Raw genomic sequence first — 12,905 nt, forward strand, 5'->3', positions numbered from 1 at the left:
TTGGCGCTTGTATCGAATAAAGAGCTAACACGGCACGATTATTTCTCTGTCGCTGCTTGGTTTTTAGGTGGTATGACATGCATCACTGTTAAATTGTCCTTTACTAAATACTTTTTGCTAGCAGCTTGTATGTCAGCAATCGTCACGTTATCGAGTTTGGTGGGCAATTTGGCAAGCAGCGTATCGTCAATACCGATAGACTGTAATGAGCCAATCATCTGCGCCTGACCTTCCATACTGTCTTGCGCATAGACGAGCCCTGTGACCGTATTGGTTTTGGCACGCTCGATTTCATCAGCAGCGATGGGATCGGTTTTGAGCTTTTCTATTTCAGCCATAATGGCTTGTTGTGCTTGCTCTAAGCTGACACCTTCACGTGGAGTCGCTTGTATCAAAAACAGTCCATCGCCACGATCTAGCAAGTCATATGAAGTGCCCACCGTGGTAAGCAGACCTTGTTCGCGTATCAATCGACTCTCAAGGCGGGCAGAGAGACCACCGTCTAATACATCTTGAGCCAGTGAGAGCGCATAAGCTTGTTTTTCATTAGCTGCACCAGCAGTGACGAGACTGGGTACGTTATAACCCATTAACAATACTGGCACTTGTACGGCTTGCTCAGAGTCGACTTTCTGATAGCCACGGAAGCCTTTTTGACTGACGGCAGGACGTTTAGGTAGATCGCTTGGTGTTAGCTCACCAAAGTAACGTTTGACTTGAGCCAACACTTCTTGCGGTTTAACGTCGCCAACGATGACTAACGTTGCATTGTTTGGTGCGTACCATGTTTTATACCAGTCTTTTAAATCTGTGAGGGTAATGGATTCAAGCTCATCCATCGGACCAATAACGGATTCGCCTTTTGGACTATTCGGAAGCGCCAATAAGCGAAATGACTCATAAGCCTTGGCAAGTGGATTATCATCAGTGCGTTGGCGGCGCTCCTCCATGACCACTTGGTGCTCTTTGGTAAATTCCTGCTCATTAAAAAGTAGGTTTTTCATACGATCCGCTTCTAGCTCTAGTGCCAAAGGAAAACGGTTAGCAGGGAATAGCTCGTAATAGCCCGTATAGTCGTAGCTGGTAAACGCATTATTGACGCCGCCAAATTTAGCAATCAAGCGCTCATAGTCGTCGCTCGAAACGTTAGTAGTGCCTTTAAACATCATATGCTCAAGCAAATGCGAGATGCCTCCTTTATCCAGTGGCTCATCTGCTGACCCAACTCGATACCAGATTTGAGTCATTACCACAGGTGCGCGATGGTCTTCTTTTACCACTACCTTTAGACCGTTTTCTAATTGATATTCGTGTCGACCTGACATATCCATGGTCAATGCTGATGAGGGCTGAATGTCTTGACCTGATTTAGCGGTATTTAGCCCATCTTTACCCAAGGTATTTTCAATGACTGGCTTCTGAGCAGTCGACAATGTGTTGGCGTTGATAGTGCTGGTTTGGCAAGCAGCAAGAGTCGTTGCTATTGCTAAGGCACAGGCAAGACGTAGAGAGGCGGCAGGTAAGTGCGACGGTGATAAAGGCAGTGGCATGGTATATTCTACTTATATAAAATGGCAACTTGTAAATTGATCAGTGGTTAGATCACTCTAAATACTAGCGATAGATAGCAGGTTTTATAAAGATTTATGTGCCCCAACCATCACACTGGCTGTTGGCTTAAATTCTTGGGTGGTATTGCAGCCTGTCGCAGATAGCACCAGTGTTGCTACTAATAAAGCTGCGCTGATGCTGATTGCTTTTTTACCGTACGTTTTGTCAGTATTAGACAGTGATGGCATAGATAATTCCTAAAAATGAGGATTGAGTGAGCGATAGTGAAGTAATTGGTAAGTTTTGGAATAAGGCTTGTTCTACAATAAACTCTGGTAGAGTAGGCGAAGTTTAGCATGTGTAAGGTCAGATTTTTGTTGCCAAACCTTAAGCGAAACTTTCTAAAGGGATGGTGTGACTTGCCAGATTTGCAAAAATTGACGATAGGCTATGATGGTAAGGTCTGAGCACAACTCGAATTATGATAAACTAGGCTAAAAATTGACTGTCGTGGGTCGTGGGTCATGATCCATGACAAAAACATGACGATATACCAACCCATTTAAAATAATCAAATAACTGACCGTGATAACTTTTAGGGCAAGCTTATGAATAACTCCAATAATAGCAGTCGTGTAATCATTAATCTCGATGGCAATCTTGATGACTTAGATGACGATGATATTACCTTACCCAGTCTGCCTTCGCAATCTGTGCCCATTATCGATGAGAAGGAAGATGCAGGCTCTATCCAAGCGCCCAAAGATAAAAGCATCGAAGATCAGCAAAAAGACAGCACGATAAACAAAGATGTCTCAAGTGCTGATGCGGCACAAAACATTGCTTTGGGTGCGCCAATTGTGAGGACAGAAGAGCAAAGCACGTCTAAAAACGCCTCTGAAAGCTTTATAAGCGCTTCCTCAACTGATAACAATAAAAATAATAATAAAAATATTGATACTAAGCTTAGCACTATTTCTACTGCCCCAACCATGCCATTACAAGAGCAACTTGGCGATAGCCCAAATGTCAGTCCTGCGAGTAGTGCGGTACAAGCGACCACTCAAGCAGAAATCGAATCTACAGAGCTGCAAGAAAACAAGAAAAAAGGCAGCTGGTTTAACCGCATGAAAACGGGGCTAAGTAAGTCGCGTAAAAATCTTGCCGAAGGTATGGTCAGCATCCTGATCGGTGGCAAAGAGATTGATGATGAGCTATTGGAAGAAGTTGAAGATCAGTTATTGGTGGCCGATATCGGTGTCAACGCGACCAATCGTATTATCAAAAGTCTGACCGAGCAGACAGACCGTGGTGATTTGATTTATGCGCATTCATTATATAAAGCGTTGCAAACTGAATTGGTTGAGATTTTAACGCCAAAAGTCGCACCACTCATTATTGATACCAGCAAAAAACCTTTTGTGATTTTAGTTGTGGGTGTCAACGGTGTCGGTAAAACCACGACGATTGGTAAACTTGCCAAGCGCCTACAAGGCGAAGGTAAATCCGTTATGCTGGCTGCTGGCGATACCTTCCGTGCCGCTGCTACTGAACAGCTGCAAATTTGGGGTGAGCGTAATAACATTCCAGTCGTCGCTCAAGGTCACGGCTCTGATAGTGCCTCTGTTATCTTTGATGCCATGCAGTCTGCCAAAGCAAAAAATATCGATGTATTAATCGCTGATACTGCTGGGCGTTTGCAAAATAAAACCCACCTAATGGCAGAGCTTGAAAAAGTGGTACGCGTCATGCGTAAAGCTGATCCAAGCGCACCGCACGAAGGTATGATTGTCCTCGATGCTGGCACGGGTCAAAATGCGATTAATCAAGTAGAACTCTTTAACAAGGTCGTACCATTAACGGGTATCACCATTACCAAACTAGATGGTACTGCGAAAGGTGGTGTGGTCTTTAATATTGCCGAAACGACGGATGTTCCTATTCGCTATATTGGTGTCGGTGAGTCGATTGATGATTTACGTGCCTTTAGTCCAAAACAATTTGTCGCCGCCTTATTTGAGACCGATGATAAAGAGTAGCGCTCGATAGGTTGTTTTAGTCGATGAACGATTTTTGAAAATATCATCATTTGAAAGGAAGCATCATGATAGCCACCACAGCCGCTTTTGGCGCACACCAGCTAACGTTAATTGCGAGTGTCAATGAGCATAGTAGCCCTAAACTGGTTGAAGTCAACTGGCTGCTAGCAGGTGACTCTTGGCATAGCTCAAAATCTATTCCTAAACTTAAGAAACACTATGGGCTTGTCGATCAGAGCTTTACGTTTATCAATGAGGACAGCCTAAGCGAAAATGAGCCTGCCCAAGCGCTACTCATAGAGACTATAGCGCAATTAAAATCGTATTTTAAAGGTGATCGTCAGGCATTCGATTTGCCATTAGATATCAGCTTAGGAACCAAGTTTCAGCAACGAGTTTGGCAAGCGTTACAAGATATTGGCTATGGTGAAACAATAAGCTATGCGACACTGGCACAAAATGTCGCTAGTCCCAAAGGGTTTCGCGCGGTTGCTAATGCTAATAGTAAAAACCCTTTTAGCATTATTGTTCCGTGTCATCGTGTCATTGCTAGCGATGGCAAGCTTGGTGGCTATACAGGCGGACTAGATAAGAAAACATACTTGCTAGCGCTTGAAGGTGTCACTTGCAAAACCTAGTAGGAGCGAACCGTTCGTCACATATTGCTAAACAAAAAAAGCCAAACGTTTGAAACGTTTGGCTTTTTGATGTGTGAGACATAAAGGGTTGCGGGATAAAACTATTGCTCAAGTTGGGTCATTACGTCAGCAGAAAAGTTCACATTGCTATAAACCTCTTGCACATCATCGATATCTTCTAACATATCAATCATTTTCATGACTTTTAGTGCATCATCGACATTGTCTATTTCAGCACTGGTAGACGGTGCCATGGTCACTTCGGCATTGTCAGAGACCAAACCTGCAGCATTAAGCGCATCTTTGACGTGACCGAAATTTTCCCATTCAGTGATGACGAGCAAGCTGTCACCATCATTCTCGATATCAAGCGCGCCTGCATCTAATGCCACTAGCATGACTTCATCTTCTAGGCTTGTATCATTAAAGATGATTTCACCGCGCTTATTAAATAGATAAGCGACCGAGCCAGTAGTACCCAGATTGCCTTCATTTTTGGTAAAGGCGTGGCGTACTTCACTGACTGTTCGGTTAAGATTGTCAGTCAAGGTTTCGACAAGTACTGCAACGCCGCCGATGCCATAGCCTTCATAGCTTACTTCGTCCATATTGTCATTGTCATCACCGCCTGTACCACGAGCTACTGCACGGTTGATGGTGTCTCGTGTCATGTTGACAGACAGGGCTTTTTCAATGACAGCACGTAGGCGCGGATTCTTGTTAGGGTCAGGATCACCTTGCTTGGCAGCAGAGACAATTTCACGAATAATTTTAGTGAATACTTTACCTTTTACCGCATCCTGACGGGCTTTACGGTGTTTAATATTTGCCCATTTTGAATGGCCTGCCATATCACATCCTTAAGTTTTGCGTATTATTTATTGTGCTTAAAACAAGTGTTTAATAACAATCTTTCACTATGAGTGTGTCATGAATGAGCGTATTTATACATTTTAAGATTTTTCAATCTGCATGATGACACACCTCAGATTACCTGTTTCTATACATAGCTTGGGCTATTTCTTTGAAGTAACAGAGCTACCGACACGTTAACGATTTGTATTTTGTTGAGAGTGCTTTTTTGCTACACTGTGGCAACTTAGTGATTGTATTCACATGTGACCTGTGAGCAATATTATAAACCAATTTTATCTATTTTGACTAACTTGGCCTTATCCAGCGTATTTTAAATCATTGGTTGCCATCAAGCCATTGATTTTATATCGCTACTGACTCGATACTACTGACTATATGAAGCAACCGACGGCTGAAGCCATTACCCACCTGCGCAACCGCATTCATATTATTATTGAAGGCACAGATACCCGCTTGGGTAAACTTTTTGATATTGTATTATTGATTGCGATTTTGACCAGTGTGGCTGTGGTCATGCTTGATAGTGTGCTATACATGCGCCTGCAATATGGCACTATATTCTTCTATGCTGAATGGTTTTTTACCATTTTATTCACGATAGAGTATGCGCTCAGGTTGTTTTCAGCACCCAACCGCGTGCGTTACGTCTTTAGTTTTTTTGGGGTAGTTGATTTATTATCTGTGCTACCAAGTTACCTGAGCCTTATGTTTGTGGGGGTACAGTATCTATTAGTGATACGGGTTTTGCGTATTTTACGTGTGTTTCGCGTACTCAAGCTCAAAGCTTATATGCAACAAGCGGGATTTTTGGCGTCGGCGCTTAAAACCAGTCAGCAAAAAATCACGGTATTCTTTTTGTCGCTGGTATTATTGGTCACGATTTTCGGCTCGATTATTTACGTGGTAGAAGGCCCTGAAAATGGCTTTACCAGTATTCCGCTGTCTATCTACTGGGCAGTCGTCACCATGACCACGGTCGGTTACGGTGATATGTCACCCAAAACACCGCTAGGTCAAGCGATTGCGAGCATGGTCATGATTACGGGTTATTCGATAATTGCAGTGCCAACAGGGATTTTTACTTCTGAGCTGGCACGTAATATGCGTCCGCAACTCAATCCCGTCACCTGTCCTAATTGTGGCAAGTTCGGTCATGCCATTGCAGCAGAATTCTGTGATCGTTGTGGACACGCTTTGCATATTTAGTAGTGTTTGTGCGTTGTCTGCTTTCGTAAATATTTATATTTTATATCGTTACACATCAATGTATTCACTAACGAGCGGTGATAAGTCAATCTCAACACCGAGGTTGACCAAGTTCCAGTATTGTCCTGACACTGTGCGATCTAGCATCATGGTGGTTGCAGAAGGCTGGAATTGACCAAAGTACTTCAACGACGTCCGCATTTGAGCAATGACTTCGTGATGAACCTGACTTTGACCAAAATCAAAAGCGCCTTGTTGATAAGGTTGAATAGACAGGGGCTTTAGCCCAATGGATAGCCATTTCTCATAAAACTCTCCGGGGATATTTTTATCGTCATCACGGCGAATATCAAGAGCGATGAGGTCCTGCTCAAGGGCAGTCACATCTCCTTTAATGGCATGCTTGGCAAAACGGCGGAACAATTGAACTTCGCTGTCACTATAGCTACGAATGCCGCCAAAATCATAAGCCACCACACTGCCATCTTTGCGAAAGGCAAAGTTGCCGGGATGTGGGTCACAGTGCATACGGTATAAGCCAAATAGTTGTCCTGCGGTAAAGTGGAACAGGCGCTTGGCTATGTGTTGTTTGATGTCATTGTCCCAAGTCGCCGCGACGGTTAGGGTTTCTCCCATCTCTTCTGTTAAGGTTAAAATCCGTTTAGAAGAGTGGCTGCTAATGACTTTAGGAATAATAAGACCTTTGTCTTCTGCATGAAATGCGCCAAACACTCGCAAGTTATGCGCTTCTTTAATATAGTCCAATTCATCATGTAAACTTTGGCGAATCTCGTTGAACAGTTGCTCTTGCAACTGTTTGCTCATATTGAGCACACCCGCGATTTTCAGTGCCATGCGTACTTGTTTGAGATCACTATCACAGTTTTCATCGACATCAGGATATTGAACTTTAACCACCACTTTTTGACCAGATGGCAAAACGGCTTTATGCACTTGACCGATGGAAGCCGCCGCAAACGGTGTTTCTTCAAATTCGCTAAATAATTCTGCAACAGGCGCTTTAAGCTCGCGCTCAATTTGTGCACGTATCTGCGCATAGGGCATGGGCGGCGCATCTTTTTGTAGTTTTTCTAACGCTGTCGCTACTTCTGGTGGGAACACGTCTTTATATTGCGAGGCAATTTGCCCGACTTTCATCACCGCGCCTTTCATTTCACCCAACGTTTCGGCTATCTGAATGCCCACATCTTGCATCAGCTCTGAGCGTGCTTGCAAACGTTTTTCTTCGTCACTTGAGAGGTGCTTAAATGAGTTTTTAGCTGCTTTGCCGGCAATGCTTGCTGTCATGCCAGCCAATTTCATAAAGCGCTTTCCAGACGATTTTGCCATTCATATCACCATGTAGTGGGTTGTTTGCTCAGTCATAATTTTAGTATTTTAGTCAAACAATTGCTGTTTAACTCGTGTGCTATTGATAAAGCATAGTTATACAATTCATGATTTTCGGTAATCAGGATTAAGCATTAATCGCTGATTGTGACAGAGTAGAGGCTATCAAGCCAGTAGGACAATGCCATTTGATAACCCAGATGCCCCAGACCACAAATAACACCGACGGCGATATCGCTTAGATAAGAATGATGGCGAAAAGGTTCGCGCGCGTGCACATTGGATAAGTGTACCTCGATAAACGGTTTTTGTGTGGCCAAGAGCGCATCACGTAACGCAACCGAGGTATGAGTAAAGGCGGCGGGGTTAATGATAATGGCATCGACTTGCAGCGCTGTCTCCACTAAAAGTCCATGATATTGGATGTCATCTATCAGTTTACCTTCATGATTGGATTGTATACATATCAATTCAATACCGTGCTGAGCTGCGCGTGCGATCAGACGTTCCTCGATATCTGCTAGTGTCGTATGACCATAAATCTCAGGTTCGCGCTTACCCAATAAATTCAAATTGACCCCATTAACGAGCAACAACTTATGAGTGAGTGTTTTATCGGCATTTTGCTTCGAAGGCGTAACGGTTGGTATAGACTGAGAAGGAGAGGTCATAATGGTCTCTATAACGATGAAACGAGGTTGAGGATTTATTATTTGTTATAAGGTTTAGATACTGTATAAGCATGAAATGGCATAAGCGTAAAATTGCACAGTTTAATCAAACCTTTCTCTTTATGATAACAGCTTGATGACGAGGTTATAAAAAAATTACATGGAAAATAAAGCTAAAGGTAAAAAATCATGTTAAAAGTCTTTATGTTGCTAAAAACCCGTGCTATGATATTTTTTATGCAATAATTATTGCAAGTTTGTTGCTACTGCCGAAGTAGAGCAATCAGTAAGACAGTCGTTATGTTTGTAAATACTCACTGTGTTGGTACATACCGTTATTTGCTATAGATGCGGTATGTAGGTAATAGTAGTGAGGATAGTACTCTTAAGTTTTTGATTTTATCATCTTAGATCCCGTTTATATGCAATGTTGCAAAGGAATTTGGGGCTAAGCGGACTTTTTTAGGAAGCAATATTATGTCAGCTCGTGAGCAAGGTATCGTTAAGTGGTTTAATGACTCAAAAGGCTTTGGCTTCATTCAACGTGACAGCGGAGAAGATATTTTTGTCCATTTCCGCGCGATTCAAGGTGATGGCTATCGTTCTCTAAAAGATGGCGAAAAGGTCGAATTCAGTGTGGTAGAAGGTGATAAAGGCCTTCAAGCTGAAGAAGTCAGAAAAGTAGAAGAGTAATCTATCCAGTCATTAGAGCGGTTTAGCTATAATGTCTGTAGACACTACTGATATACTACTGAGTCAAGCCCGTTTTATCTTACCCATGTTGAGTCAAAATCAGCATGTTTGGTGGGATTAGGCGTTAGGCTTGGCTTTTTTATGCCCGTATCTCAGTCAGCTATATATAGATTTCATATTGTTGCTGCTTAATTTAGATAGCAATATAACGGGTTATCATGAGCCTATTTATCATGAGTCTACTTATTATTAGTAATGAACAAGTGATTAATTTAAAAGGATATTTTTTTGAGTAATTTTACCACGTTTACTGATTTGCCACTTTCAGCACCGACCTTACGTGCCGTAAGCGATCTAGGTTTTACGGCATTAACGCCCATTCAAGCACAAATATTACCGCATACGTTGGCAAATCAAGATGCTATTGGACAGGCGCAGACGGGTACTGGTAAGACGGCAACCTTTCTATTGACTATTATGGAGGCATTACTCAAGCGTCCTTTTACCAATGATGAAGAGCGTTATTTGGGTGAGCCGCGCGCAGTGGTCATGGCACCCACTCGCGAACTTGCTCAGCAAATATTTGATGATTGTATCGCTTTGACCAAATATACTTCACTGCACAGTGTTTGTATCATGGGTGGCACCAATTATGAGACTCAGCAGCATGAGCTTGAGCGTCAATATGTCGATATTTTAGTAGCGACACCTGGTCGTCTAATTGATCTTGCCAATAAAGGCATGGTCTATTTAGATCGAGTGGAAGTACTGGTGTTAGATGAAGCAGATCGCATGCTAGATATGGGTTTTATCCCTGACATCAAGCGTTTGGTCGGTCGGATGCCAGCCAATACAGACCGTCAAAGCTTACTGTTTTCTGCCACCTTTAACCAAGATGTGATGAATCTAGCCTATCGCTGGTTGCATGAGCCGCAGTTTGTTGAAATCGAGCCAGAACATAAAACCAGTGAGTTAGTCGATCAGCACTTTTACTTACTGACAGAAGATCAAAAATTAGAAGCGTTGCAGCGTATCATCAGTGATACGGCAGTGGATAAAGTGATTGTCTTTGCCAATCGTAAAGACCAAGTCAAGCGTCTCTATCATAAGCTGCGTCAAGCGCATAAAATTGTGATGTTGTCAGGCGATGTCATTCAACAAAAACGCGAAAAATATTTACAGCGTTTTAAAGATGGTCATGCTTCTGTCTTGGTGGCAACTGATGTCGCAGGACGCGGTATCCATGTCGATGATGTTAGCCACGTGGTTAATTATACCTTGCCTGATCAGCCAGATGATTACGTGCATCGTATTGGTCGTACGGGTCGTGCTGGACAAACAGGCATCAGCATTAGTTTTGTGAGTGAAGATGATGCTTTTAATATACCCGCGCTAGAGAAGCATTTAGATACTAAGTTTACCCTTGAGCAGTGGCAAGAATAGTGATTTATAAGCCGTCAGTTCTACTATAGTGTATAGCTGTCGGAATCATAAAAGCCCTCAACGTCATGATTGATGTTGAGGGCTTTTTTATATGGCAGATTTTGATGTTAAATGATTTTATATTTTAACAATATCTATTGTCGATGATTCTATTGGGCTTGTTCCATCATTTCAGAATGTTCATCGTGGTTCATGTTGATCGCGCCGTCACTCATATCATGCATACTATGATCCATAACTTGGGGAGTTGTGCTGTTATCAGTTGGCATCATATTATGGCTGCTGTGATCCATATTTGTATCCACCGGCATATCCATCATTTCTGAATCGCTCATTTGCATATGATCGCCTTGCATATTGGACATATCATGTCCACCATGCATGCTAGACATTGCTATAGGGACAAACACAACGGCTAAGCCAGATAATACCATGACAGCGCCATTAAGCTGTCTCAAGCGAAAACGTCCAATCTTGTCACGTAACCAGCCAACGGTTTCGTGCGTGGCGACTAGCATCGGTACGGTTCCTAAGCCAAACACAAACATGAGTGCTGCACCGCTTAGTGGATTGTGAGCGACTACTGCAATCAATAATGCACCATAAACCAATCCGCAAGGCAAAAATCCCCAAAGCAGTCCAGCCGTTAATGCTCGCGGAAAGGTATTGAGTGGAAATACTTTTTGACGAAGTGGGCTGAGATATTGCCAAAATCGCATACCAAAACGCTCAAGATTTTTTAAAAATGGTGCGCCAAGCATGGTCACGCCGACGAATACTAACACCAAGCCTAGCAAGATACGTGGCGTACTGTTACCTTTCATTAAGGGCTCTAGTACAGTGGTGCCAATCAGTCCTGCCATCAAACCCAAAAATGCGTAACTGGTCAAACGACCTAAATGGTAAGTTGCCACAAGAGCACGGCGTTTGGTAGGGCTGACGTCTTTCATCGATAGCCCAAATGCTGTCACCAGACCGCCACACATGCCTAAGCAATGCGGTGAACCAAAAAATCCCATCAGTAGTGCCGCAACAAGTAAAGCGGTGGTCATGGGGCGATTCTCCTAAAAAATGAAAAGCAAACCTACGCATACAATCGGCGTTTAACCAACACTTAACAGTAGGTTGCGCAGATAGTACAAGCCTTGATAAGTGGTTACGGCATCCATCTCGTTCAATGTACTAAGTCGTACTATTTGCGCTCGGTTGCCATATATTACACTTTAAATAGCTTCTACTATAGATAAGGTGGCTCAATGCTAGATTTTTGGCTGTTTATCAAGGTCAGCATGATCAATTGACTCTATATCAGGATGGCTCACCTTATCATCAGCGACTATATCAGTCACTGTGGTATCGTCATTCTGCGAAATAGGCGCTGAGTAATCATGAGCCTGTATGGTTTGCCGTCGCTCTTGGCGATCATCCAATATGATGCGCTGTGATGCATTGTCCAAATCTTCAAACTGATTTGATTTGACCGCATAGCGTACCGCCCAAATGGCAACCACAAACAGCATGAGACTTAATGGAATTAACAAAAATATACTGAGCATGGTAACTCTCTTAAATAGCATTTTCTTTTATTATTATACACTCATCACAAGTATAGTGGATGACCGGTAGTGATTAGGGTAAGTTCTCAAAAGATATTGAACTGGCTACCTGCTGGTATTGAACTTTATTCGTCAGGTTTTTTTGCTGCGTTACCTCTAGGGGTTAACAGCTGCTGTGAGGTCACGTCGTTGGCATGACGACAATTCATTTGAGGACGTATCACATCGCGTAAATAAGCAGCAACCTCATAAACAGCGCGTCGAGAATGACTTAAGTTTTGCGCTGGTTTCATCCAGTCACGGCTCACTGGTAAAGGGGCGCTAAGTGGTGTGCTATTGATACCGTTTAAGGCAAACTGTCTACGAGCACGTGCCATATGGTAGCTGTCAGTAATGAGATACACATGATGCAGTGGAATACGTTTGGCGGTAAAACGCGCATTTTCGCAGGTATTCATACTGGCATTTTCACTTATCAGCCCATCAATACCATGCTCAATGAGCCATTGACCAAGCCACGGCGCTTCAGCACCGCTTAGTACAATAGGTAGGGGTAAGTCGTGATAAGCGCTGGCAGCGGTACGGGCACGGTTGAGGCTGTAGCTATTAAGAATAATCTGATTGTCATGATCGTTGGTTAGTCCGCCGCCTAACACCACATAAGCGGTAGGCGGTGAACTCAAGGCAGCAGAGGGTAAACTGGGCAATGGCAAAAGCGTAAATAGATAAACAATCGCTTGGGAGAACAGCGGCGTGAATAGGCTGATGAGTACTAAAATAACAGTCGTTGAACCAAGTAAAAAGGTAATATTAATAATGCGAAATAGCTTTATCATACGCTCAGCTGAACGCAGGTAATAACGCCATAGTCGCTTAGATAAT

General features: G+C 43.1%; 13 protein-coding genes. 5 read left to right on the top strand and 8 right to left on the bottom strand.

From position 1 onward, the window contains the following. Positions 1-38 precede the first annotated feature (38 nt). A complete protein-coding gene (locus tag JMW94_RS03085; RefSeq protein WP_201601011.1) occupies positions 39-1,550 on the bottom strand; it encodes a M16 family metallopeptidase in 1,512 nt (503 codons plus the stop codon). Between the two features lie 84 nt (positions 1,551-1,634). Beyond that, a complete protein-coding gene (locus JMW94_RS03090; protein ID WP_157908393.1) occupies positions 1,635-1,799 on the bottom strand; it encodes a hypothetical protein in 165 nt (54 codons plus the stop codon). Positions 1,800-2,678: 879 nt separating this feature from the next. Between JMW94_RS03090 and ftsY the strand changes: the two genes are divergently transcribed. After that, positions 2,679-3,590 carry a signal recognition particle-docking protein FtsY gene (gene ftsY, locus JMW94_RS14960; protein ID WP_238033979.1) on the top strand — a complete coding sequence of 304 codons (912 nt, stop codon included), beginning with the start codon at positions 2,679-2,681 and terminating at the stop codon, positions 3,588-3,590. A 65-nt stretch (positions 3,591-3,655) separates the two neighbouring features. Further along, positions 3,656-4,228 carry a methylated-DNA--[protein]-cysteine S-methyltransferase gene (locus tag JMW94_RS03100; protein ID WP_201601014.1) on the top strand — a complete coding sequence of 191 codons (573 nt, stop codon included), beginning with the start codon at positions 3,656-3,658 and terminating at the stop codon, positions 4,226-4,228. Between the two features lie 101 nt (positions 4,229-4,329). On the opposite strand, the gene JMW94_RS03105 is transcribed toward JMW94_RS03100, so the two are convergent. Continuing rightward, positions 4,330-5,079, bottom strand: a complete 750-nt coding sequence (locus tag JMW94_RS03105; RefSeq protein ID WP_060491175.1) for a YebC/PmpR family DNA-binding transcriptional regulator — start codon at positions 5,077-5,079, stop codon at positions 4,330-4,332. Positions 5,080-5,479: 400 nt separating this feature from the next. Between JMW94_RS03105 and JMW94_RS03110 the strand changes: the two genes are divergently transcribed. After that, on the top strand, positions 5,480-6,310 hold the full coding sequence (locus JMW94_RS03110) for an ion transporter (RefSeq protein WP_045446426.1): 831 nt from the start codon (positions 5,480-5,482) through the stop codon (positions 6,308-6,310). A 48-nt stretch (positions 6,311-6,358) separates the two neighbouring features. Here JMW94_RS03110 and JMW94_RS03115 read toward each other — a convergent pair whose 3' ends face one another. Further along, positions 6,359-7,660 carry an ABC1 kinase family protein gene (locus tag JMW94_RS03115; RefSeq protein WP_201601017.1) on the bottom strand — a complete coding sequence of 434 codons (1,302 nt, stop codon included), beginning with the start codon at positions 7,658-7,660 and terminating at the stop codon, positions 6,359-6,361. 134 nt (positions 7,661-7,794) lie between these two features. Then, on the bottom strand, positions 7,795-8,331 hold the full coding sequence (gene aroQ / locus JMW94_RS03120) for a type II 3-dehydroquinate dehydratase (RefSeq protein ID WP_201601020.1): 537 nt from the start codon (positions 8,329-8,331) through the stop codon (positions 7,795-7,797). Between the two features lie 477 nt (positions 8,332-8,808). On the opposite strand from aroQ, the gene JMW94_RS03125 reads away from it, so the two are divergent. Then, positions 8,809-9,024, top strand: a complete 216-nt coding sequence (locus JMW94_RS03125; protein WP_011513806.1) for a cold-shock protein — start codon at positions 8,809-8,811, stop codon at positions 9,022-9,024. A 288-nt stretch (positions 9,025-9,312) separates the two neighbouring features. Next, complete coding sequence (locus tag JMW94_RS03130; RefSeq protein ID WP_045446437.1) at positions 9,313-10,467, top strand: DEAD/DEAH box helicase; 1,155 nt, start codon at positions 9,313-9,315, stop codon at positions 10,465-10,467. A gap of 149 nt (positions 10,468-10,616) precedes the next feature. Here JMW94_RS03130 and JMW94_RS03135 read toward each other — a convergent pair whose 3' ends face one another. The 3 genes from JMW94_RS03135 to JMW94_RS03145 all read right to left on the bottom strand — a co-directional run bounded on the left by JMW94_RS03135 (position 10,617) and on the right by JMW94_RS03145 (position 12,859). After that, entirely contained in the window at positions 10,617-11,519 is a 903-nt protein-coding gene (locus JMW94_RS03135) for a sulfite exporter TauE/SafE family protein (protein ID WP_201601023.1), read from the bottom strand. A gap of 207 nt (positions 11,520-11,726) precedes the next feature. Next, positions 11,727-12,023 (bottom strand): cbb3-type cytochrome oxidase assembly protein CcoS, encoded by a 297-nt coding sequence (ccoS, locus tag JMW94_RS03140; protein WP_087815953.1) that lies wholly within the window; start codon positions 12,021-12,023, stop codon positions 11,727-11,729. Positions 12,024-12,148: 125 nt separating this feature from the next. Next, positions 12,149-12,859 (bottom strand): YdcF family protein, encoded by a 711-nt coding sequence (locus JMW94_RS03145; protein ID WP_227685397.1) that lies wholly within the window; start codon positions 12,857-12,859, stop codon positions 12,149-12,151. Between the last annotated feature and the right edge of the window lie 46 nt (positions 12,860-12,905).

This window comes from Psychrobacter immobilis (assembly GCF_904846185.1).
Taxonomy (GTDB): domain Bacteria; phylum Pseudomonadota; class Gammaproteobacteria; order Pseudomonadales; family Moraxellaceae; genus Psychrobacter; species Psychrobacter immobilis_B.

Bases quoted from the DNA above. Each gene is read 5' to 3' on its own strand.
- JMW94_RS03085 (WP_201601011.1), bottom strand. From the start codon at position 1,550: ATGCCACTGCCTTTATCACCGTCGCACTTACCTGCCGCCTCTCTACGT.
- JMW94_RS03090 (WP_157908393.1), bottom strand. From the start codon at position 1,799: ATGCCATCACTGTCTAATACTGACAAAACGTACGGTAAAAAAGCAATC.
- ftsY (WP_238033979.1), top strand. From the start codon at position 2,679: ATGAAAACGGGGCTAAGTAAGTCGCGTAAAAATCTTGCCGAAGGTATG.
- JMW94_RS03100 (WP_201601014.1), top strand. From the start codon at position 3,656: ATGATAGCCACCACAGCCGCTTTTGGCGCACACCAGCTAACGTTAATT.
- JMW94_RS03105 (WP_060491175.1), bottom strand. From the start codon at position 5,079: ATGGCAGGCCATTCAAAATGGGCAAATATTAAACACCGTAAAGCCCGT.
- JMW94_RS03110 (WP_045446426.1), top strand. From the start codon at position 5,480: ATGAAGCAACCGACGGCTGAAGCCATTACCCACCTGCGCAACCGCATT.
- JMW94_RS03115 (WP_201601017.1), bottom strand. From the start codon at position 7,660: ATGGCAAAATCGTCTGGAAAGCGCTTTATGAAATTGGCTGGCATGACA.
- aroQ (WP_201601020.1), bottom strand. From the start codon at position 8,331: ATGACCTCTCCTTCTCAGTCTATACCAACCGTTACGCCTTCGAAGCAA.
- JMW94_RS03125 (WP_011513806.1), top strand. From the start codon at position 8,809: ATGTCAGCTCGTGAGCAAGGTATCGTTAAGTGGTTTAATGACTCAAAA.
- JMW94_RS03135 (WP_201601023.1), bottom strand. From the start codon at position 11,519: ATGACCACCGCTTTACTTGTTGCGGCACTACTGATGGGATTTTTTGGT.
- ccoS (WP_087815953.1), bottom strand. From the start codon at position 12,023: ATGCTCAGTATATTTTTGTTAATTCCATTAAGTCTCATGCTGTTTGTG.
- JMW94_RS03145 (WP_227685397.1), bottom strand. From the start codon at position 12,859: ATGATAAAGCTATTTCGCATTATTAATATTACCTTTTTACTTGGTTCA.